A 21,962-nucleotide genomic window follows, 5' to 3' on the forward strand; every position below is an offset into this window, starting at 1 on the left:
GCGGGACATGAAAATCGCTTTTATCGGTCTCGGCAACATGGGCGCGCCGATGGCGCGCAACCTGATCAAGGCCGGCCACGCACTGAGCCTGGTGGACCTGAACAAAACCGTTCTGGCGGAGCTGGAACAACTGGGCGGCAGCATCAGCGCTTCGGCCCGTGAAGCGGCGCAAGGCGCGGAACTGGTGATCACCATGCTGCCCGCCGCTGTGCATGTCCGCAGTGTCTGGCTGGGTGAGGATGGTGTGCTCGCCGGTATCGGCAAAGGCGTGCCAGCCGTGGATTGCAGCACCATCGATCCGCAGACTGCGCGCGATGTGGCAGCCGCTGCGGCCAAGCAAGGCGTGGCCATGGCCGATGCGCCAGTCTCTGGCGGTACGGGCGGTGCGGCGGCCGGGACGCTGACTTTCATGGTCGGCGCCACGCCTGAACTGTTTGCGACCCTGCAACCGGTGCTGGCGCAGATGGGCCGCAACATCGTTCATTGCGGTGAAGTCGGCACCGGGCAAATCGCCAAGATCTGCAACAACCTGCTGCTGGCGATTTCCATGGTCGGCGTCAGTGAAGCCATGGCGCTGGGCGATGCCCTCGGCATCGACACCACCGTGCTGGCGGGAATCATCAACAGTTCCACCGGGCGTTGCTGGAGTTCGGAGATGTACAACCCGTGGCCCGGCATCGTCGAAACGGCACCGGCCTCGCGCGGTTATACCGGTGGTTTCGGTGCCGAACTGATGCTCAAGGATCTGGGGCTGGCCACTGAGGCGGCACGTCAGGCGCACCAACCGGTGGTGCTCGGCGCGGTGGCCCAGCAGTTGTATCAGGCGATGAGCCAGCGTGGGGAGGGTGGCAAGGACTTCTCGGCGATCATCAACAGCTATCGCAAACCCCAGTAAGAAGTTTTTCCGGGGAGTGTGATTAAAGGCTTTTGTGGCGAGGGAGCTTGCTCCCGCTGGTTCGCGAAGCGGACCTGATGCCCGTGAACGAGGTGCGTCAGATAAAACGCAGTTGCTGATTTTACGGCTGCTTCGCAACCGAGCGGGAGCAAGCTCCCTCGCCACAAGGAATGCGTATTTACCGGGAGACCACGTCGGGTGGTCTCCCGGTTTTTTGCATCAGGCAAACACGAAATACTTGCGCACGGTTTCAACCACTTCCCACGTGCCTTTCATCCCCGGCTCAATGACGAAAATATCACCGGCACGCAGATGGATCGGCTCTTTGCCTTCCGGGGTGATGATGCAATACCCCTCGCGGAAATCGCAGTATTCCCACTTCACGTATTCCACATACCACTTGCCCGGCGTGCAGATCCAGGTGCCCATGATCTTGCTGCCGTCTTCGCTGGTGTAGGCGTTGAGGTTGACGGTGTGCGGGTCGCCTTCGAGTTTTTCCCATTTGCAGGCGTCGAGCACCGGCAGCGGATGAGTATCGCGAAGAACGGTAATAGGTGCGGTCATGTGGACTCCGGGGCAGTGGATTAGAGAACTGAAGCCGCACCCTATAGCGCCCCGCACTCGGTCAGTTGTCTGTGCTCGACACTCAGTTACCCAGAAGCGCTGTGCCGATTTGCCTGATCGGCTTCTAAATCTTCAAGGCGCATTATCTAAGGGCCAGGTTGAAAGTTATGAAGTTATAACTGTTTTCTTATCCGGTTTTTATTATTGGTACGTCTGTGCTGTCAGCCAGAAGTTAATACTTTCGAGCCCCTCTCTATTTAGCCGACGATACAGTGTGCACCCCACCATACGCAGCCTTTGTTAAGTAAATAAGTCGGCAGGCATGGGGCTTCGCACCAATCGAGTGCGGTGCGCAGGCCTGTTAGGACGTCTGTCTCAAGTTGTTAAAAAACTTTGAATAGTTCGTTGACTCTCCCCTTAAGGGCAGAGTTTAGATTTCCGCCGCGTCAGAAGTTGCTGTGGGAAAAGTTACTTCTCACATACGGAATTCATGAAGCAATCACGATATAGGGAGATAGAGATGAACAATCCATTGGAGTTGGAAAACGTCATTGTCAGCACCCGCGAGATCCTCGCGCAACTGTTGGTGATGAGCGTCGATGATATCGATGAGAACAGCAGTATCGTCGAGGATCTCAGCGCCGATTCGCTGGACATCGTCGACCTGAGCTTTCAACTGGGTCGTCAGTATGGCTGCACCTTGCCCAAAACCAGCGTGCTCGATCACGCCGTCGCTGTCTGCGGCGACGCCGGCGAGTTCCTGGCCAGCGGTCGCATCACTGAAAACGGCAAGGCCTTGCTTGAACAGAGCCTCAGCGCCTACTCCCCGGATCAACTCCAGTCCGGCATGCAACCGGCGCAGGTATTTGCCGCCACCACCGTGCGCAACTGGGCGCAACAGTGCCGCAACCTCTTCAACTATCTGCCGCAGAACTGCCCCGATTGCGGCGCTCAAAAAGCCGTGCTGAACGAACGTCAGCAAGTGGTCTGTGACGCGTGCAGTGCGCGGCTGGTGCCGGCCGACGGCGACGAGGTTTCACGCCAACTGGTGGAGCAATTTGTGGCCACTCACGTCAAAGAGACGGTGTAGGAGTTCTCATGCGGGCACGAGAAGTCTATGTGACCGGATTCGGTCTGGTGGCGCCCATGGCACTGGACGCCGCCACGTTGTTCGAGCGGATCTGCCAGAAGCAGTCCTGTGTTCGCGAACATCCACGGTTCAAGGCGCTGGGCTTCAACAACAGCGCTGCCGGGTTTATCGATGACGGCCAGTGGCAGCAGATCGCCGCGGGTTTCGGCGGCAATGCTGCGCTGCATCCACGGCAAAGTGTGCTGGCCGAGTTCGTCGCTCGACAAGCCATTCAGCATGCCGGTCTGACCCCGACAGCCTTTGCTCACACCCGCAGCGGATTGTTCCTGGGGGCCAACAAGTACTGCGCGGACAGTCACGATCTGCACCGGGCCAGTCGCTGCATGGATGAGTCCGGGCGTGTCGATCTGGATCAACTGCTGGATAACCCGGCGGCGTCGAGCGCGGTCTTCGGGCGCCGGGTCGATCAGCAGACCCAGCACCTGGCCGAGATGCTCGGTATCCGCGATCACATTTCGACCCACTCCGATGCCTGCGCCGCCGGCACCATGGCGATCGGCAGCGCCTACCGCGCGATCGAGCGCGGTGAAATCGACCTGGCCATTTGCGGTGCCGTCGAACTGATGGCCAACGAGTTGCCGTACTACATGTTCAACAGCCTGGGCGCGCTGTGTCAGGCCGACCTGCCGGCAAGCGAGCAGAGTCGACCGTTCATGCCGGACCGCCGTGGCTTCGTGATCAGCGAGGGCGCGGCCATGATCATTCTCGAATCCGCCGAGCATGCGCAACGTCGCAAAGCCGCGCCGTTGGGGCGCGTGCTGGGTTACGCGAATATGTGCGAGGCACAAAAAATGACCTCCAGCAGCCGGGACGGCAGCAAATACGAGGAATGCATGGAAGCTGCAATCGAAGACGCCGGGCTGCTCAGCAGCGCCGTGCAACACGTCAACACCCATGGCACGTCTACCCAGGCCAACGACAGCTGCGAGGCGTTGGCCTTGCAGCGCGTGTTCGGCGAGTGCCAGGAACATGTGACGTTCACTGCCAACAAATCGGCCATCGGTCATTCCCTGGCGGGCAGCGGCGCGATTGAAGCGGTGCTGTCATTGATCAGCCTGCGGGACGGCGTGCTGTTGCCGACCTTGAACTACGATCACGACCGCGCCGAATACCCCTCACTGAAGTTTCTCAGCGAGCCGGTGCGCCAGTCGATCAATGTGGTGATGTCCAATTCGTTCGGGTTCGGCGGCGTCAACAGCTCGCTGGTTCTGGGGAGGGCATGACATGAGCATTGCCGTTTTCATCCATTCTGCCGCCGTGCTGAACGCCGCCGGCAGCGAATGTGCCGACCTGCTCGGAACGCCACCTTCGCCGCAACCGCTGGCATTTGACGCGACGCGACGGGCATACCCGCTGCCGACACCGCGTCTGGCCAGCGATCTGTTCGACCGCAAAATCCAGCGCAGCGTCGAACCTCAAGGCCTGCGGCTTTTGCATTGCACGGCGCGTCTGGCGCCCGCGCTCGCGGCCCTGCAACTGCCGCCGGCACGGATTGCCCTGACGGCGGCCATTCCAGAAGTCGACGCGCCAAGCCCTTGCTGGGACGCAGTGCAAGCGATCGGCGAGCAACCGCAAAAGCCACTGGCGCAACTGTTGGCCAATACACCGCCGCTGCATGCCCTGACGCTGCTCAACAGCAGCGTGATCGCCTACGTGGCCGAAGCGTTGCAATGCCACGGGCCGATGGGGGGGTTCTGTTCCCAGGAAAACGCCGGGCTCGATGCCTTGATCGAAGCCTGCCAGCAAATTGTCGAGCAACGTGCCGAAGCGGCGCTGGTGGTCAGCAGCAGTCCGAACCTGACGCCCGCCCTGTATCTGCGTGAACCCTATCAGGCAGACGAGCCGACTTATGGCGAAGGCGCCGCGGCACTGCTGCTCGGCTCGACGCCTTCGCGCACCAACCCGAAGGCCTTGCGCATTGCCGGGTTCGCCCGGGGTTACAGCGCTGATCCGCAACGGGGCGCAGCGGTTGCCCGGCGGGTGATCGACCAGGCACTGAGCCTGGAAAAACTGTGCCTCGGTGACGTCCAGCAAATCGTCGCCAACCCCGAGGATGCGCAACTGATGAGCCTGTTCGCCGATCGACCGCAGGACGTTCGCAGCACTCATGCCATGACCGGCGATCTTGGCGCCAGCGCTTTGCTGACCGAAATCGCGCTGGCCTTGCACCTTACCCACAACGCTTCGGCGACACCGGGCTATACGCTGTTGGTCAGCCATAGCCGCGCCGGTCATTGGGGCGCCTTGCTGCTGGCCAGTGAAACCATGGAGAAGCACACATGAGTGCGACACGGATTGTGATTACCGGCATGGGCGCCGTGACCGGGTTCGGTTTCGAATGGCAGACCCTCTGGGAAAAAATGCTTGGCGCCGAACATTGCGTGCGTCCATGGCAGCCCGACGGGGTGGAAGACGGCACGTTCCCGGTGCGCTACGCCGCGGCCGTGGATATGAGCCTGTTGCCTGAGGCCCTGCAGGACCACCCGGCCTGGACCGTTGCATTGGAAAAACGCAGCCGTTTTGGCTGGGTGGCCGCCACCCAAGCAGTGAAAGACAGCGGACTTGCTCCTGAACAGCTACGTGAAGCCGCCGTGCTCTGCGCTTCGGGCGCGCCCCAACACATGCTGGCCGACATGCTGTTGACCCAGGCACCGGATGGCTGCACCCCGGGCTGGCAACACCTGATGCCCCGCGCCGGGCAGGTCAGTACCGAGGGCTCGCTGCGTCAGAGCAATGATCGACTGGCTCGGGTGATTGCCGACGGTTTGGGTTGCGAAGGTCCGGTGATCAATATCAGCAGCGCATGCGCCGGAGCCTCCCAGGCCATCGGCAATGCTTTTCAGATGATTCGTCGCGGTGAAGTGAACGTGGCGATTGCCGGCGGCGCCGATTCGGTGCTGAACCTCGACACCATGGCCGCGCTGTACCTGCTCGGCGCGGCATCGAGCGAACAGCGCTGGGGTGTCGATTTGTGCCGGCCATTCGACCGTGATCGCAGTGGCCTGATTGCCGGCGAGGGCGGTGGTTTCTTGGTACTGGAAAGCCTTGAGCATGCGTTGGCACGAGGAGCGACGCCGTATGCCGAAGTGCTCGGTTTCGGCAGCAGCCTGGACGCCTACAAAGTCACCGCACCGCAACCCGAAGGTCGGGGCGCGGCGCTGGCGATGCAAGCCGCGCTGGACGACGCCGGCCTGCGTGCGCAACAGATCGATCTGATCAACGCCCACGGCACCTCGACGCCGCTCAATGACGTCGCCGAAACCCTGGCGATCAAAAGTGTGTTCGCCGAGCACAAGCACTACCGGTCCCTGGCCATCAGCGCCAACAAGTCGCAGTTCGGGCATTTGATTGCCGCCGCCGGCGCACCCGAATGCATGATCACCGCGCTGGCGTGCCTGAACGATCTGGTCACTCCGACAGTGAACCTGCATGAGGTCGATGAGCAATGCGACCTGGACTATTGCGCCGGACAAGCGGTCAGCCGCCGGGTGGATTTTGCCTTGAGCAACTCCTTCGGTTTTGGCGGCCTCAACACTTCGCTGGCCTTGGGCAAATATCGGGAGCACGGACAATGACGGGCGCTACTGTGCGCGTTGCCATCGCCGGCAGCGGTTGCGTATTACCCAGCGGCTGGGGCGTGCAACGCTTTTGGTCAGCGGCCAGTGAAGCCCGCAGCGGTATCGCTTTGCTGCAGTCGAAACTGTTCCACAGTGAGCGCGTGACGGCGTTCGGGCATGTCAGTGATGAAGACCATCAAACCAGTCGCCAGGACGTGGCCCAGAATCTCCAGCGTTACTGCCCGCCGGCCGTGATCTGGGGCGTCAGCGCGGTGCGCCAGGCGTTGGTCGAAGCCGGGCTTGAACCAGGCAATGACGGGCTGCGCTACGGCCTCTATTGCTGCCAGGGCGGTTATACCCATCCGTCGTTGGCGGCCTATGGCGAGTTGCTCCACGAGTGCCGCGATGAGTCCGGTGCCGACATGCGGCGCCTCGCTCAACGGGTGTTGCGGGAGCGCGCGCTCGACCCGTTCCTGGTGCTCAAGAGCCTGAGCAACGGCTTGCTCGGGGTTGTCAGTCTGGCGCTGAAACTGGAGTGCGAATGCAACGCCTACATGCAAGGCGTGGCCGGCAATCTGGCGGCGTTGCGCGAGGCATGCGCGGCGTTGCAAAGCGGTCGTATCGATGCGGCGATTGTGGTCGGCGCCGGCAGTGAACTCGATCCGTTGGCGCTGGCCGCACTGGCCGAGGCTGGCGTGATCAGCACCGAGGGTTCGCAAACCTTGCGTGCATTCGATCGCCAAGGCACGGGTGGGATTGCCGGTGAAGGCGCGGCGGCATTGATTTTGCGCCGGGCCGACGATCTACCGGATGGGCCGCAGACCTGCCTGTCGGGACTCACCGCCCATCCACGACTGGGGTCGTTGAACCTGCCGGACAAGCAGGTCGATCTGCTGGTCAGCAGCGCCAGTGGCGATCCGCACAAGGACACCGACCTGGCACGGACGCTGGCCCGCGCCGGTGCCTCGCATATCACCAGTAGCGTGCCGGTGACCGGCATTCTCAGCGGCGCGCCGAGCCTGGTCGACCTGATTCTGTCCCGTCATGCACTGCAGGCCCAGCGTGTGCCGCCGATCATCGGGTTGCAGCAACCGGTGGAACCGCAGCTGCCGTTTGTGCTCGGTGAGGGCCGGGACGCGGTGCTGCGCGACTGCCTGATCATCAACCGTGACGACAACGGTTTCAGCGCCTGCTACCAGCTCGACTATCAGGCGGCCGGTCAGCCGTTTTGAACGTAATGAATCGCTTCTATTTTCTGATCAAGGGATATGACTTTTATGGATTACCGCGATTACGTACGACCTAAATTCGTTGAATTGATGCAGGCCCTGGGCCTGGAATGCCAGTTCCACCGGGCGCTGGGCAGCAAGCTGTTTTACCTCGACAAACAAGGCGCAGAGGTGACCGTCACCGACTTTCTGGGCGGTTACGGTGCGGCGTTGTTTGGCCACAATGACCCGCAGTTCGTCGACCAACTCTGCGGCCTGTTGCGCGCCGATGTGCCGTTCAATGCGCAGATGTCCGTGCGTGGCGCCGCCGGTATGCTGGGGCGCGAACTCAGCGAGGCGCTCAATCGGGAGTTGAACAACAACGAGCGCTACATTTCGACCTTCTCCAACAGTGGCGCCGAATCGGTGGAAATCGCCGTCAAGCATGCCGAATACCGCCGTCAGAAAACCTTGCAGAAGCAGTTCGACGAACGGGATTTCGCCCTGGCCAACCTGACCGCCAGCGACAAGGCCTATGTCGAACTGGACGTTGATGACCTCGACCTGCCTGCCGGATTGCTGCCGGAAAATCTGTCTTACGTGACCGTGCGCCAAGTGGTGGAAGCGGTGCGTCAACACAACCTCGCGCAGTTGCATGTCGAGCCGGTATTCGTCGCCCTTCGCGGCAGCTTTCACGGCAAACTGGTGAACACCGTCCAGCTGACGTACGGCAAACAGTACCGTCAGCCGTTCGCCCGTTTTGGCCTTAACGTCGAGTTCATCGATCCGCAGCAACCCCAGCAGATCTTGGATTTGCCGGCCCGCCACACGCGGCATTGGCTTAGCCTTGAGTGGAGCGGCGAGACCTTGCAGGTACGTCGTGACGCTTTCAGCGCGATCACGGCGGTGTTGCTCGAACCGATCCAGGGCGAGGGCGGCATCAACGAGTTCGCCAACGAGTTCTACCTGGGCCTGCGTCGCCTGTGCAACGAGCAGCAATGCCCGCTGATCATCGACGAAGTGCAATCGGGTTTCGGCCGCACCGGCACTTTGCTCGGCGCCAGCCATTTCAACTTGCAGGGCGATTACTACTGCCTGTCCAAAGCGTTGGGCGGTGGCCTGATGAAAATTGCCGCGACGGTCATCCGTGCCAGCCACTACGAAAACGATTTCAGCTACATCCACAGCTCGACCTTCGCCGAAGACGATGCCTCGTGCCATATCGCCCTGTCGGCATTGCGCCGCTTGTTTGCCAACGACAGCGCGATGCTCAAGGAGGTGAACAGGAAAGGCGAATACCTCAAGTCGTCATTGCTCGAACTCAAAGCCGCGTACCCGGACGTGATTGCCGACGTGCGTGGTCGAGGGTTGCTGCTGGGGTTCGAACTGCACGACCTGACCGGCACCAGTTCGCTGGTGCAGGCGTCGGCGCAGTACAACGATGCGCTGGGTTACATCATTGCCGGCTACCTGCTGCAATTCGAATCGCTGCGGGTCGCGCCGTCGGGCAGCAACGCCAACGTGATTCGCCTGGAGCCGCCGGTGTGCATCACCTTCGAGGAAATCGACGGCTTGATCGGCTCGTTGCAAAAGGTCTGCGACATGCTGCGTCGACGCGATGCCTTCCCGCTGGCGGCGGGTGTTTGCGCCGACAGCATCCCCGAAGTACCGGCCCGCGAGGTGAGCTTCAAGCAGCCTGAACACCTCCCAAAGCCTGAAGAGAACGTTCGCGTGGTGGCGCGCGTGGCGTTCATCAATCACCTGATCGATTCCGACATGCTCAGTGATGTTGACCCGTCGCTGTCGACCCTCAGCGCCGAACAGAAGCGCGAGTTCATCAAGCGTATGGCCCCGGAGCGGCGTGCTGCGCCAATCGGCCCGGTGCTGATTCGTTCGAAACTCGGTACCGCCGTGGAATTCACCCTGTACCCGTTGTGCATGGACTCCGATGCCATGGCTGCGTACATCGCCAGTGGCGACCTGGACACCATCCGCGACGAAGTCGGTAATCGCATCCGTGATGCCCGGGCGGATGGCTACAGTGTGGCCGGTCTGGGCATGTACACCTCGATCGTCACCAACAACTGTCAGGCGCTGAAAATCCCCGACATGGCGCTGACTTCCGGCAATGCGCTGACCATCGGCATGGGCCTGGAAGCGATCGAGCAAGGCTGCAAGCAGCAAGGCCTGGAACTGAGCCAACAGACGGCGGCGGTGGTCGGCGCGGCGGGCAACATTGCTTCGACTTACGCTTCGTTGCTGTCCACCAGTGTCGAACACCTGATCCTCATCGGCAGCGGTCGCGACGGCTCACTGCGGCGCCTGGAGAAGACCGCCCAGCTGATTTACGCCGAGGCCGCCCGCGCGATTCTCAAAGGTGTCGCCGAGCACGACCGCCTCGCCAGCCGCTTGCAGAAACTCGACGGCATCGACGCGTTGTTGCAGGCCCACGGTGCTGGCGCCGACCTTGGTTTGCGAGTGCAGCGTCTGGTCGAAGAGCACCTGGGTGCGAATGCGTTCATCACGGTCAGCAATGACCTTGAGGTGCTGAAACAGGCGCGCATCGTGCTCTGTGCGGCGAATGCCCCTCAACCGTTTCTCGGTGCCGATCACTTCGCCGAAAACAGCGTGATCTGCGACATCGCGGTGCCGCTGAACGTCGATCAGAACCTCTCCAGTCAACGGGCTGACGTGTTGTACATGCACGGCGGGATTGTCCAGACCCCATTGGGCGATGGCCTGATTCGTAACGTGCGCGCCTACCTCAAGGAAGGCCAGTTGTATGCCTGCATGGCGGAGTCAGTGTTGATGGGGTTGTCCGGGATGAAACAGCACTACTCCTACGGCGATATCAGCCGCGAGCAAGTGCAGCAGATTCGTGCCCTGGCCGCGACCCACGGCTTCAGCCTCGCGCAGTTCAAGACTGACAACTCACTCTAAGGAACGGTCATGCCGAATAAAGTAGCAGTGGTGACCGGTGGCAGTCGTGGTATCGGCCGGGCGATTGTCCTGGCCCTGGCCGGCGCGGGCTATCAGATTGCATTCAGTTATGTACGCGACGAAGTGGCCGCCATGTCCTTGCGCGACGAGGTTCAGGCACTGGGCCTCGAGTGCCTGGCGCTGCAATGCGATGTCAGCAGCGGCGACAGCATCAAAGGCTTTTTCGAACGGGTCGACGAGCATTTCCAGCGCGTCGATCTGCTGGTCAACAACGCTGGCATCACCCGTGACGGGTTGCTGGCGACGATGCCGAGCCGCGACATCGTCGAGGTGATCCAGACCAACCTGATCGGCACCTTGCTCTGCTGTCAGCAAGTGGTGCCGGGCATGATGCGCCAGCGCAGCGGTTGCATCGTCAACATCAGCTCGGTGGCAGCGCAGAAACCCGGCAAGGGGCAAAGCAACTATGCCGCGGCCAAGGGCGGTGTCGAAGCGCTGACCCGTGCCCTGGCAGTGGAACTGGCGCCGCGCAACATTCGGGTGAATGCGGTGGCGCCGGGCATCGTCAACACCGAAATGAGCACGGCGCTGATCGGCAGTCAGGAACAGGAAATCCAGTCACGGTTGCTGATCAAGCGTTACGCCGAACCCCATGAGATAGCCGAGGCGGTGCTGTACATCGCCGATCGCGGTTTGTACCTGACGGGTGAGGTCCTGCCGGTCAACGGCGGGTTGAAGATGCCATGAGCCGGACCATTCTGATTACCGGTGCCGCCAAAGGCATCGGCCGGGCGGTGGCAGAGAATTTTGCCGCCGACGCCGGGCACCGCTTAATTCTGCTGGATCTGGATTTACCGGAACTGCAACGCTGGGTCGACGAGCAACACGGGCAGATCAAGGCCCGTGTCGAAACCCATTCGGCGAACATTGCCGACCTGGAGGGCATGGAAGCCTTCTTCAAAATGCTCGCCAAACAGGTGGACTACGTCGATGTGCTGGTCAACAGCGCCGGTATCTGCAACGAGAACGAACCGGAAGATTTGCACAACTGGCACAAGGTGATTTCGGTCAACCTCAACGGTACGTTCTACGTCACTTCGTTGTGCCTGCCGTTGATGCCGGACCGCGGGCGGATCATCAACATGTCGTCGATCCTCGGCCGCGCCGGCAAGGTCCGCAACACCGCGTACTGCGCTTCCAAACACGGCATCGTCGGCATGACCAAAGCCCTGGCGCTGGACCTGGCACCACGGTTGATCACCGTCAACGCGATTCTGCCCGCATGGATCGACACGCCCATGCTGCAAGGTGAACTGGCGGCGCAAGCGGCCATTGCCGGGCTGACCCAGGAACAGATCCTGCGCAACGCCAAGAAAAAACTGCCGATGCGCCGCTTCATTCAAAGCGAAGAAGTCGCGGCGATGGTGCGTTACCTGGCCAGCCCCGAAGCGGGCGGGGTGACTGCGCAGAGCCTGGTGATCGACGGCGGTGTCGGGTTGGGAATGTAACCATGCCGGGATCACACATTAACCGTGCCGCGTGGGCGGTATTGGCCTGCATGGTCGCGCCGCCGGCGCTGGCTGAATTGACGGTCGACGACCTCAAGCCGGATTACGCCGACGCCGAGGTCGGCGTCGCCACCGCGTTGCGCCTGCACGGTGACGACCAGATCACCCAGAAGGCCATGTATTTCAAGGCCAACCTGGAAGACAACTGGGACGGTGGTTACTACAAGGCCAAGGGCCGGGTGCGTTACGACGCCCGCTACGACGGCAACAATCCGTACAGCGAACGGGCGCGGGACAAATACCGCTTCGACGCCGACTGGCGGCATTTGTACTGGGGCCAGTCGGTGGGCGACGGCGAGGTGACTGTCGGCTGGCAGCAAGTGGTCTGGGGCCGTGCCGATGAGTTGCGGGTGCTCGACCAGATCAACCCGGTGGACTATCGCGATGGCCTGACTCCGCTACTGGAAGACAGCCGGATCGCGGTGCCCATGGTGCGGTTTGCGCAACCGGTGGGCGAGTGGGAACTGGAGGCGCTGTGGGTCACCGACTTTGTGAAAAACCAGCCGCCGGTGGCAGGCAGCGAGTTCGACGCGCCGCTGTTTGCCGCGCCGGATCCTCAGTATTTCCTGCTCGATTCCAAGCCCGGCTACGACGGTGACAAGGGCTTTTCGTATGGCCTGAGCGCCAACGGCCGCATCGGTTCGGTGGACACCAGTTTCGTCGCACTGAACGCGCGCCAGCAGGACCCGGTGTACGCCGTCGAAGGCCTGGCCGATGACGGCCGCACGCGACTGGAACGCCAGTTTCCCCGTTACACCATGGGCGGCGCGGGGCTGGCGATCGACGCCGGTCACAGCATCGTGGTGCGCAGCGAAATTGCCTGGTTCGACAACTGGCGGGTGACCAATCCGACCCGCGCTTACGGCGCCGACAGCACCTCGATGGTCAAGTCGTTGCTGGGCGTCGACTACTTGCTGCGTGACTGGCTGATTTCCGTGCAGTGGCAGCAACAGCAATTGCTCGACTGGCAGGACGGCATGCTGCAAGACAAGCGCGAGCACCTGTTCACCTTATCCGCCGAGGGCACCCACTGGCAGGACCGACTCAAGAGCCGGCTGGTGGTCGCCGCCTCGCCACCGTTTAACGACGATGCGCTGTTGCAAGGCATCTTCACTTACAAACCGGTGGACTGGATCAAGCTCGGGCTGGAAGTGGATGTGTTCTTCGGCAAGCCCGACAAGCCCTTCGGCGAGTACGACAACCGCGACCAAGTGCGGCTGTCCGCCGGTTACCTGTTTTAACCCTATGACGCCTGCGTGCCCCTGGCGCATGGGCTCGACCATATTCATCTGACGAAAAGGGAAGTTCCCATGTTGCCGCTATTCAAAACTCTGACCGCCGCCGCATTGATCCTGAGCGGCGCTTGCGCCACCGCCGCCGACGGCAAGAATGCCGATGAAATCATCCGCCAGGTGCGGGATCGAAACGACGGCAAAAGCTTCATGTCCCAAGTGTCGCTGATCCTCCACGACAAAAAGGGCAATACCCGGGTTCGCGAGTTCACTTACCTGCAAAAGGATTACCCGGACAGCGACAAATTCAGCATGTATTTCTCCGCCCCCACTGACGTGCGCGACGTGGCTTTTCATATCGAAAACCCCCACGAAACCCTGGGTCAGGAAGACAGCCAGTGGATGTACTTGCCGGTCAGCCGCCAGACGCGGCGGATCTCCACCACCGACAAGCGCGGCTCGTTCATGGGCAGCGAGTACTCCTACGCCGACCTGGACAAGATCAGGGTCAAGGATTACACCCAGACGCTGGTCGGCGAAGAACAGGTCAAGGGCCGCGACTGCTACGTGATCGAGCGTGAACCGGCGTCGCCCGAGGTGCTGGCCAAGACTGGCTACAACAAGCTGAAAGTGTGGATCGACAAGCAGAATTTCCTGGTCATGCGTCAGGACTTCTTCGACGTCAAAGGCGTGCTGGTCAAGCAGATGCGCACGCAAAAGGTCGACACCATCGACTCGATCGACAGCATCGTGTTGAGCGAAACCGAGCACTTCATCGACGGCACGCGTTCAGAGATGCGCTTCAACCACCTGCAATACAACGTGCAACTGGAAGACCGTTTGTTCACCCAGACCGCCATCAAGCGCGGGCTGAAAACCGGCGACGTGCCGGACTTTGCCGTGTCTGCCCGCTAAGCACCGATCCCGACGACCCTGGAACGCATGATCATGGAAAGATACCTGAACTTCGTCGAGCGCTATGCGCGGGCGATCGTTTTCCTGCTGGTGGCGGTCACGGCGTATTTCACCTATACGCTGGGCTCGCTGATCTCCGACACCAACCCTTACTTGCTCAAGGAAACCCATCCGGCGCGCAAGACCATCATCGACTTGCAAAGCGAATTCACCGGCACGTTTGACTCGGTGATGGTGGCAATCAACAACCCGCAGACGGTGTTCAACAAGCCGACCCTCAACGCACTGTTTTCGATGTCGCAATCGGTGCGCAAGATGATCCTGGCCAACGACGCCGACAAGGAACAGTTGACGCAAATCGTTGCGAAGCACCCAGACGACAGTCGTGCACAGTTGCTGGCGCGGGACATTCTGGAGAACGGTTTTTCCCAGAACGACTACGCCCAGGCCAAGGCCCTGCGTGATTACGCCAAGAGCCAGAACTGGGATGCCCATGATCAGCTGTTCCTGACTTTTCTCGCCGAGCGAATCAACCCGATCCGTGAAATGGCGTCGATGGGCGACCTGGAAAACATCGTGCTGACCGGCGATGGCGAGTTGCTGATCCACAAGACCCTCAACGCCTACGACATGGACCCGGCGCTGGTCGAGTCGCAGATCATGGGCAACGAGCTGATGGTCGACGGGGTAGTCTCCAAGGACAAGAAAGTCGCGATGCTGGTGGCCGAGCTGGGCACCAAGCAAGACGACGCCCAGGCGCAACTGCGCGCCTACCAGATCGTGCGCGGCATTGTCGCGGACTATCAGGCAGCGCACCCGGAGTTCAAGGATGAGATCTTCATTGCCGGCATGCCGATCTTCATCGCGGCCCAGCAGGAGATCATCGACCATGACCTGGCGGTGCTGTTTCCGATTGTCTTTTTGCTGATCACCCTGCTGTTGATTTTCTTCTTCCGCAAACCGCTGGGCGTGCTGTTGCCGCTGTTCAATATTCTGTTCTGCACCATCTGGACACTGGGCCTGATGGCTTTGTTGCGGGTGCCGTTCGACTTGCTGACCAGTGTCCTGCCGGTGTTTCTGTTCACCATTTGCTGCTCGGATGCGATCCATGTGATGGCCGAGTATTACGAACAGAAAAACGCCGGTAAAAGTAACCGTGAAGCCAATCGCGAGACGCAACGGCTGATGGTGGTGCCGGTGGTGTTGACGACGGTGACCACCATCGCCACCTTCATGATTTCCACGACCAACAACATCGTCAGCATCCGCAATTTCGGCGTATTCATGTCCATCGGCCTGACGGCGGCGCTGATTATTTCACTGTTGCTGATTCCGGCCTGGATTTCGATCTGGGGCAAGGACCAGACTCCGAAAACCCTCGCTGCCGTGCACAAGGAATCGATCATTTCGCGTTATCTGGTGGCGTTCTGCGCGCGGTTGATCCAGTGGCGCAAACCGATCTTGATCGTGACGCTGCCCTTGCTGATCTTGATGACGGTGTTCACCTTTCGCGTCGATATCGAAGACTCGGGCATCGCCTACTTCAAGCCCGAGAGCCATATTCGCGTTTCGGACGAGTTCATCAACCAAGCCGGGGTCGCGGGCACGGCACCGGGCTGGATCGCCATCGACAGCAAAGAGCCGCGCGGCGTGCTGACCACTGAAGTGGTGCAGTTCATCGACAAGCTCGACCACTTCATCAAGCAGCAACCGCACGTCAGTTACGGCTATTCCCTGGCGACTTACGTCAAGCGCATGAACCTGGTGCTCAACGACATGAACCCCGACTACTTGCGCGTGCCCCAGGCGCTGGAGCAGGTGACGTCGGTCAATGATGAGGGGCAGGTCGAGCGGTTCGAGGTGCCGGGCAATTCACTGATCGAGCAACACGTGATGCTGTTCGAGAACGGCGGCGGCTCGGACCTCAATAACGTGCTCAATGCCGACTATTCCAAGGCGTTGACGCTGTACACCATGACGTCGTCGGTGGCCAGCGACTACCAGGCCATGCTGGATCAGCTCGATGCCTGGTTGCTGGTGAACAAACCGGCCAATCTCGAAGTGACGCACGCCGGCACGCCGTTGATCTGGACCGGCGTGTTGCAGGAAATCACCCAGGGCCAGGTCTTGAGTTTTTCCCTGGCGTTGCTGGTGGTCACGCTGATGATGATGTATTGGCTCAAGTCGGTACGGTTGGGCGTACTCGGCATGCTGACCCTGTTGACCACCTCGGTGACAGTCTATGGCTTCATGTTCCTGTTCGGCATCGAGCTGAACATCGGTACGACGCTGGTGACCTTCCTGGTGGTGGGTGTGGTCGATTACGCGGTGCACCTGCTGTCTCGGATCAAACTGTTGGTGCAGCAAGGCATTCATATCGACGCGGCCATTTTGCAGGCGATGCACAGCGTCGGCCGTTCGACCGTGGTCAACGTGGTGATTTTCTCCGTGGGATTCATGGCGCTGCTGTTTTCCGACTTCAAGCCGATTGTCGATTTGGGCGCACTGGTGGCGATGGCGCTGTTTTCCAGCGGTGTCATGACCATTCTGCTGGTGACGTTGGTGGCGCCGTGGTTCTTCGCCGCGATTGTTCCGGTGGCGCCGCTGCCGGAAAAAGATCGAGCCGCAGGGAAACCCGCCTTGATCTGACCTGATGACCGGCAGCGCAGGCGCGCCAGTGACATGCGAGGGATCACCCTGCGCAGCAGGGTAGTCAGTTCAGCGTAGTGCCCGGGTTTTTTTCGCCATAGCGGGCGATACGCTCGAACTGACATTCATCTCGGGCATCGTTGAGGTTGTTTTCGAATTCTTCGAGGCCGTTGTGCAGTTGCTGTAGAGCGCCGATCTGGGAGACCAGCTCGGCCTTTTTTTCGGCGATCGCTTTTTGCGCCATGTCCCACGGGAATTCGTCACCGTGGTAGTTGTTCAACATCAACCGCAGCTCTTTGAGCTTGAAACCCAGTTGCTGGGCGCACTTGATGAACGTCAACACCTCGACACTCTGCTGGCTGTAGATACGGTATTTGCCTTCACGCTTGGGCTCGGGCAATAGGCCGATTTCTTCGTAATGGCGAATGCTTTTGACTGTGGTGCCCGACAGCTGGGCGGCTTTGCCGATATACATAAAGATCCGTCTCGATGATCAAACAGGGCGTAGCGCGACCAGACCTCATGCCTGATCGGAGCGAATAATATAGTGAATAACATTCAATGGTTGCAGCGGTGTGTAAATGACGCGCACAGCCGACGAACGACCGCTTGAGAGGGGACGTGAGGACGGGCTGACGGCGAGGGTGCGCCGTCAGCAGACAGCGAAGGGTGCGTCAGCTACCGGCGGTAACCCGGGCCTGTTCGAGCCAGGCGTCACGCTGGGTCGACTTCGAACCCAGGATCGGCCCGAAAGTCAGGGTCTTCAACGGCTTGATGCCGCAGAACTCCAGGGTCGTCTTGCGCATCTGGTGCAGGCCGGGCATGTGATAGACCCATTTGTAATACCAGGGCGGCGTGTCCATGGTCACCAGCAGATGCGCGGTCCGGCCCTTGAGCAGTTTGTCGGGGAAGGCCTTGCCCTCACGGTATTTGAAAGCAAAACCGGGCAGGAAAATGCGGTCGAGAAAGCCCTTCATCAACGCCGGTATGCCGCCCCACCAGATCGGATAAACGAACGTCAGGTGTTCGGCCCAGGTGATATCGGCCTGGGCTTGCAACAGGTCCGGCTCCAGCGGCTGGATAGTGTTATAGCCATGGTGCAAGACCGGATCAAAGTCCAGCGCATCCAGACGCAGCAGGCGCACGTCATGTCCGGCATCCTTGGCGGCCTGGACGTAAGTTTCGCTCAACGCCCCGCAGAAACTGTCGGTGGAGGGGTGGCCCAGAATCACGAGCATTCGTTTGCTCATCGCGTGTACTCCTGAAATGAAGCCCGCAGCATAGAGTCTGCCCCTTACGGTAGAGTCAAGGCGTTCCCGGCGTCAGTGCCTCCAGCAAGGCCCGGGCGTAACCGGGCAGGCTGTCGACATCACGGGCACAGATTTTCAGGGTGCGGTTGGCCCAGTCTTCGGGAAGAGCGCGGGTCGTGACCCCTTGTACCTGTGGCCAGCGCTCGATGGCCACCCGCGGCACGATGGCCAGTCCTGCACCGCGCGCAACCATGCGAATGACCCCATCGAAGCCGTCGGCACGAATGCGGATCGGCATGCGCTGGCCAATGTGCAGGGCCTGTTCTTCCACGTGGATGGCCAAGGCACTGCTGGCGCCCAGGGCCACATAGTCGTGGTTCAAGGTGTCGGCGAAGGTCAATGATGGCTGGTCGGCCAAGGGATGATCAGGAGGCAGAATCAACACCAGCGGGTCATCGCGAAACGGCCGGGTGTGCAGGTCATCGGTGTCCACCGCGTCGGACACGATGCCGAGGTCTGCCGCCCCTTGGCGCAACGCATGGGTGATGCGGGCGCTGGGCAATTCTTGAAGGTCGATGTCGAGGTTCGGATGCTCGCGCAGAAAGTCGGCGAGCAACTCCGGCAGGTATTCGGTGATCGCGGTGGTGTTGCACAGCAATCGCACCTGACCTTTGACCCCCTTGGCGTATTCGGCCAGATCCTGTTGCAGGCGCTCGGCTTGTTGCAGCAGGGCACGGGCGTGTTTCGCCAGGGCTTTGCCGGCCGGGGTGGGTGTGACACCGCGCCGGCCACGCTCCAGGAAGTCGATGCCGAGGGAGGATTCCATGGCCCGGATTCGGGCGCTGGCCGCTGCCAGGGATAAGTGGCTGCGGGCGGCACCGGCGGTGATGTTGCCAGTGTCGAGGATGTTCAGGTAGAGGCGCAGGTCGGTCAGGTCGAAGTGCATGGCAGCAACCTCTAAATATGTGTTGCCTGGAAGGGCGCTTTCGCGAGCAGGCTCGCTCCCACATTGGAATGCGTTTCAACTGTGGGAGCGAGCCTGCTCGCGAAGGCGTCAGTCGTAACGACGCAGTTGTCAGCCTCTTGTCAAGCAAGAGGCTGCCTCAGTATATGGCAGATTTTCAACCCGCCAATCCAGGCTCACCATGGCCCCATGAATACTCTCTCTGCGTTCTATCAAAACCTCGGTCTGACCCTTTCCTTGCTGGTGATCGCCACATTCCTGCTGGCCGGCATGATCAAAGGCGTGATCGGCCTCGGATTACCCACCATCGCCATGGGCCTGCTCGGTCTGGCTATGGCCCCGTCACAGGCTGCCGCGCTGCTGATCATCCCGGCAACCCTCACCAATGTCTGGCAACTGGCATTCGGTGGGCATTTGCTCGGTTTGATCAAACGGTTGTGGCCGATGCTCCTGGCGATCTTCATTGGCACCGGGGCAGGCACGGTGTGGATCGGCATGGCCGGAGGTCAGTGGGTGGTGCGGGCGTTGGGCGGGGCACTGATGCTTTATGCACTGAGCGGTCTATTTCTGCCGGCGTTGCGCGTGAGTGGTCAGAGCGAACGCTGGCTTGGTCCGCTGTGTGGAGTTGTGACGGGCGTCATCACCTCGGCCACCGGCGTCTTCGTGATTCCGGCGGTGCCGTATCTGCAAGCACTGGGTTTGAGCAAGGATGAACTGGTGCAAGCCCTAGGCCTGTCTTTCACCATCTCGACCCTCGCCCTGGCCGCCGGCCTGTTATGGCGCGGCGCCCTTGGCGGTGGTGAACTGAGTGCGTCGTTGCTGGCGTTGATCCCGGCAGTGCTCGGCATGTTGCTCGGCCAATGGCTGCGTCAGCGGATCAGCGCCGTGCTGTTCAAGCGCGTGTTCTTCATCGGCCTCGGTGTGCTCGGCGGCCATTTGCTAATCAACGGGTAGCGGAGGAAGGGCTAAGCATCTCGATGGCGCGGATATCAAAATCCCGTTCCAGGTATTCCATGCGCATGTCGCGGAACTGCTGCATGTGCGGCAGGTTCGAGTGCACGTCGAGGTGCGCCTGGGACTGCCAGATCTCGTAGAAGATAAACAGGGTCGGGTCCTGTTTGTCGCGCAGCATGTGGTACTCGATACAGCCGGGCTCGGCGCGACTCGCTTCTACATAGCCGCTGAAAAACGCTTCGAAGGCGTCGGATTTTTCCGGGCGGGTCTTGGCGTGCAGGATGAAGCCTTGCAGTTCACTCATCAGAAATCTCCTCAAGTTCAGAATCGGCGCAATTTTATGGCAACAATCACCTGTCTATTCGTGCGTATTGGTCAAATGTATTTTGCGAATTCAGCGCTTATTCCGCGCGAGGCAGCTCGTTACTCTGCCGCCATCGAATTCCTGACTTTCCGAGATTTCTCATGAAAAAAGTCCTGTTGCTCAATGGCGGCAAAAAGTTCGCCCACTCCGATGGCCGCTACAACACCACTCTGCATGAAGCCGCGTTGAGCGTGCTGGATCGCGGCGGCATCGATGTAAAAGCCACCTTCATCGACGAGGGCTACGACGTTGCTGAAGAAGTCGCCAAATATCTCTGGGCCGACGTGATCATTTATCAAATGCCCGGTTGGTGGATGGGCGCACCGTGGACGGTGAAGAAGTACATCGACGAAGTCTTCACTGAAGGCCATGGCAGCCTCTACGCCAGCGACGGCCGCACCCGTTCCGACGCCTCGCAAAAATACGGCAGCGGCGGTTTGGTGCACGGCAAGCAATACATGTTGTCGCTGACCTGGAACGCACCGCAGCAAGCCTTTGACGACCCGACCGACTTCTTCGAAGGCAAAGGTGTGGACGCGGTGTACTTCCCGTTTCACAAGGCCAACGAATTTCTCGGCATGAGCGGTTTGCCGACGTTCCTGGCGGTCGATGTGATGAAGCGTCCGAATATCGAGGCTGATGTGGCGCGCTATGAACAGCACCTGACCGAGGTGTTCGGCCTCAAGGCGTGAGCTCGGTTACTATCGATACCTGAAGCCAGAACCTGTAGGAGCCAGGCTTGCCGGCGAAGGCGTTTTAGCGGACGCCTTCGCCGGCAAGCCTGGCTCCTACAGAGGCCGGCGCTGAATTGATCGATGAGGGGCGTCCGTGAAAGCCAGATCCGATGAGTTGCAGATTTTCGTCTGCGTGATTGAGTGCGGGTCGATTTCCGCGGCGGCCGAACAGGTTGGGCAGACGCCTTCGGCGGTCAGCCGCACGCTGTCGCGGCTGGAGGCCAAGCTCGATACCACGCTGATCAACCGCACCACGCGGCGCATGGACCTGACGGAGGAGGGCAAGTATTTCTTCGAGCACGCCAAGCTGATTCTCGATCAGATGGACGAGCTCGAAGAACGCCTGACCTCACGCCAGCAAACCCCGTCCGGGCGTCTGCGGATCAACGCCGCCTCGCCGTTCATGCTGCACGCCATCGTGCCGTACATCGACGAGTTCCGCCGCCTCTACCCCGACATTCAGCTCGAACTCAACAGCAACGACCTGATCATCGACTTGCTCGAACAAAGCACTGATATCGCCATCCGCATCGGCGCACTGGCCGATTCAACCCTGCACGCACGCTCACTGGGTTGCAGCCCGCTGCACATCCTCGCCAGCCCGGCGTACCTTGAGCAACACGGCACGCCAACGGCGGTTGCAGACCTGGCCGGGCATGCGTTGCTGGGCTTTACCCAGAACGAGGGCCTCAACCAGTGGCCGCTACGGTATGTGCACGGTGATCGCTGGCCGATTCAGGCGTCGATCAGCGCCTCCAGCGGCGAGACGATCCGGCACCTGGCGCTGGAAGGCCAGGGCATTGCCTGTCTGTCGCACTTCATGACGATCGACGACATTCGTGCCGGTCGCTTGCAGGTGCTGCTGGCGGACTTCAACAGCGGCTATCGCCAACCGATCAACGCGGTGTACTACCGCAACTCGCAACTGGCCCTGCGCATTCAATGCTTCCTGGACTTCATTCAGGGCAAGTTGGCGGCTTATGCGAATGCGAACTTCACAGGCTGATTCGTGATCCCT

Annotated in this window: 20 protein-coding genes; 15 read left to right on the forward strand and 5 right to left on the reverse strand. The window is 60.6% G+C overall.

Annotated elements, in window-relative coordinates:
• The first annotated feature begins 7 nt into the window (after nucleotides 1-7).
• The gene (gene mmsB, locus FHL16_RS02435) at nucleotides 8-895 is read left to right on the forward strand and encodes a 3-hydroxyisobutyrate dehydrogenase (protein ID WP_077747330.1); all 888 of its coding nucleotides are present in this window, start codon (nucleotides 8-10) and stop codon (nucleotides 893-895) included.
• A 219-nt stretch (nucleotides 896-1,114) separates the two neighbouring features.
• On the opposite strand, the gene FHL16_RS02445 is transcribed toward mmsB, so the two are convergent.
• A complete protein-coding gene (locus FHL16_RS02445) occupies nucleotides 1,115-1,459 on the reverse strand; it encodes a cupin domain-containing protein (RefSeq protein ID WP_007946320.1) in 345 nt (114 codons plus the stop codon).
• 520 nt (nucleotides 1,460-1,979) lie between these two features.
• Here FHL16_RS02445 and FHL16_RS02450 point away from each other — a divergent pair.
• The 11 genes from FHL16_RS02450 (at nucleotide 1,980) to FHL16_RS02500 (ending at nucleotide 16,678) form a co-directional block, all read left to right on the forward strand.
• Complete coding sequence (locus FHL16_RS02450; RefSeq protein ID WP_010463734.1) at nucleotides 1,980-2,549, forward strand: acyl carrier protein; 570 nt, start codon at nucleotides 1,980-1,982, stop codon at nucleotides 2,547-2,549.
• A gap of 8 nt (nucleotides 2,550-2,557) precedes the next feature.
• Nucleotides 2,558-3,832: a beta-ketoacyl-[acyl-carrier-protein] synthase family protein gene (locus tag FHL16_RS02455; RefSeq protein ID WP_077747331.1), complete on the forward strand. Its 1,275-nt coding sequence runs from the start codon at nucleotides 2,558-2,560 to the stop codon at nucleotides 3,830-3,832.
• 1 nt (nucleotide 3,833) lies between these two features.
• A complete protein-coding gene (locus FHL16_RS02460; protein ID WP_077747332.1) occupies nucleotides 3,834-4,892 on the forward strand; it encodes a beta-ketoacyl synthase in 1,059 nt (352 codons plus the stop codon).
• On the forward strand, nucleotides 4,889-6,184 hold the full coding sequence (locus FHL16_RS02465) for a beta-ketoacyl-[acyl-carrier-protein] synthase family protein (RefSeq protein WP_077747333.1): 1,296 nt from the start codon (nucleotides 4,889-4,891) through the stop codon (nucleotides 6,182-6,184). Before FHL16_RS02460 ends, FHL16_RS02465 begins: the two co-directional genes overlap by 4 nt.
• Nucleotides 6,181-7,398 (forward strand): beta-ketoacyl synthase N-terminal-like domain-containing protein, encoded by a 1,218-nt coding sequence (locus tag FHL16_RS02470; RefSeq protein ID WP_077747334.1) that lies wholly within the window; start codon nucleotides 6,181-6,183, stop codon nucleotides 7,396-7,398. Before FHL16_RS02465 ends, FHL16_RS02470 begins: the two co-directional genes overlap by 4 nt.
• A gap of 45 nt (nucleotides 7,399-7,443) precedes the next feature.
• Nucleotides 7,444-10,314, forward strand: coding sequence for an aminotransferase class III-fold pyridoxal phosphate-dependent enzyme (locus FHL16_RS02475; protein ID WP_077747335.1), 2,871 nt, complete (start codon nucleotides 7,444-7,446; stop codon nucleotides 10,312-10,314).
• 9 nt (nucleotides 10,315-10,323) lie between these two features.
• Nucleotides 10,324-11,061 (forward strand): 3-oxoacyl-ACP reductase family protein, encoded by a 738-nt coding sequence (locus FHL16_RS02480; RefSeq protein WP_010463726.1) that lies wholly within the window; start codon nucleotides 10,324-10,326, stop codon nucleotides 11,059-11,061.
• Nucleotides 11,058-11,822, forward strand: coding sequence for an SDR family NAD(P)-dependent oxidoreductase (locus FHL16_RS02485; protein ID WP_010463725.1), 765 nt, complete (start codon nucleotides 11,058-11,060; stop codon nucleotides 11,820-11,822). The genes FHL16_RS02480 and FHL16_RS02485 overlap by 4 nt, the downstream gene beginning before the upstream one ends.
• A gap of 2 nt (nucleotides 11,823-11,824) precedes the next feature.
• Nucleotides 11,825-13,123 (forward strand): DUF1302 family protein, encoded by a 1,299-nt coding sequence (locus FHL16_RS02490; RefSeq protein ID WP_010463724.1) that lies wholly within the window; start codon nucleotides 11,825-11,827, stop codon nucleotides 13,121-13,123.
• A 69-nt stretch (nucleotides 13,124-13,192) separates the two neighbouring features.
• Nucleotides 13,193-14,029: an outer membrane lipoprotein-sorting protein gene (locus tag FHL16_RS02495; protein WP_077747336.1), complete on the forward strand. Its 837-nt coding sequence runs from the start codon at nucleotides 13,193-13,195 to the stop codon at nucleotides 14,027-14,029.
• Between the two features lie 33 nt (nucleotides 14,030-14,062).
• Nucleotides 14,063-16,678, forward strand: coding sequence for an efflux RND transporter permease subunit (locus FHL16_RS02500; protein WP_077747451.1), 2,616 nt, complete (start codon nucleotides 14,063-14,065; stop codon nucleotides 16,676-16,678).
• A 64-nt stretch (nucleotides 16,679-16,742) separates the two neighbouring features.
• Here FHL16_RS02500 and FHL16_RS02505 read toward each other — a convergent pair whose 3' ends face one another.
• The 3 genes from FHL16_RS02505 to FHL16_RS02515 all read right to left on the reverse strand — a co-directional run bounded on the left by FHL16_RS02505 (nucleotide 16,743) and on the right by FHL16_RS02515 (nucleotide 18,874).
• Entirely contained in the window at nucleotides 16,743-17,153 is a 411-nt protein-coding gene (locus FHL16_RS02505) for a MerR family transcriptional regulator (protein ID WP_010463721.1), read from the reverse strand.
• Between the two features lie 199 nt (nucleotides 17,154-17,352).
• On the reverse strand, nucleotides 17,353-17,928 hold the full coding sequence (locus tag FHL16_RS02510; RefSeq protein WP_077747337.1) for an NAD(P)H-dependent oxidoreductase: 576 nt from the start codon (nucleotides 17,926-17,928) through the stop codon (nucleotides 17,353-17,355).
• 55 nt (nucleotides 17,929-17,983) lie between these two features.
• Nucleotides 17,984-18,874, reverse strand: a complete 891-nt coding sequence (locus FHL16_RS02515; protein ID WP_077747338.1) for a LysR family transcriptional regulator — start codon at nucleotides 18,872-18,874, stop codon at nucleotides 17,984-17,986.
• A gap of 207 nt (nucleotides 18,875-19,081) precedes the next feature.
• Between FHL16_RS02515 and FHL16_RS02520 the strand changes: the two genes are divergently transcribed.
• Complete coding sequence (locus tag FHL16_RS02520; RefSeq protein WP_077747339.1) at nucleotides 19,082-19,846, forward strand: sulfite exporter TauE/SafE family protein; 765 nt, start codon at nucleotides 19,082-19,084, stop codon at nucleotides 19,844-19,846.
• On the opposite strand, the gene FHL16_RS02525 is transcribed toward FHL16_RS02520, so the two are convergent.
• Nucleotides 19,836-20,150 (reverse strand): putative quinol monooxygenase, encoded by a 315-nt coding sequence (locus FHL16_RS02525; protein ID WP_077747340.1) that lies wholly within the window; start codon nucleotides 20,148-20,150, stop codon nucleotides 19,836-19,838. The two genes, FHL16_RS02520 and FHL16_RS02525, sit on opposite strands and share 11 nt — an antisense overlap.
• Nucleotides 20,151-20,311: 161 nt before the next feature.
• Between FHL16_RS02525 and FHL16_RS02530 the strand changes: the two genes are divergently transcribed.
• Both FHL16_RS02530 and FHL16_RS02535 read left to right on the forward strand, forming a co-directional pair.
• Nucleotides 20,312-20,902, forward strand: coding sequence for an NAD(P)H-dependent oxidoreductase (locus tag FHL16_RS02530; RefSeq protein ID WP_010463714.1), 591 nt, complete (start codon nucleotides 20,312-20,314; stop codon nucleotides 20,900-20,902).
• Nucleotides 20,903-21,038: 136 nt separating this feature from the next.
• A complete protein-coding gene (locus FHL16_RS02535) occupies nucleotides 21,039-21,950 on the forward strand; it encodes a LysR family transcriptional regulator (protein ID WP_077747341.1) in 912 nt (303 codons plus the stop codon).
• Nucleotides 21,951-21,962 lie beyond the last annotated feature (12 nt).

It is taken from the genome of Pseudomonas sp. FSL W5-0299 (assembly GCF_005930655.1).
Lineage (GTDB): Bacteria > Pseudomonadota > Gammaproteobacteria > Pseudomonadales > Pseudomonadaceae > Aquipseudomonas > Aquipseudomonas mandelii.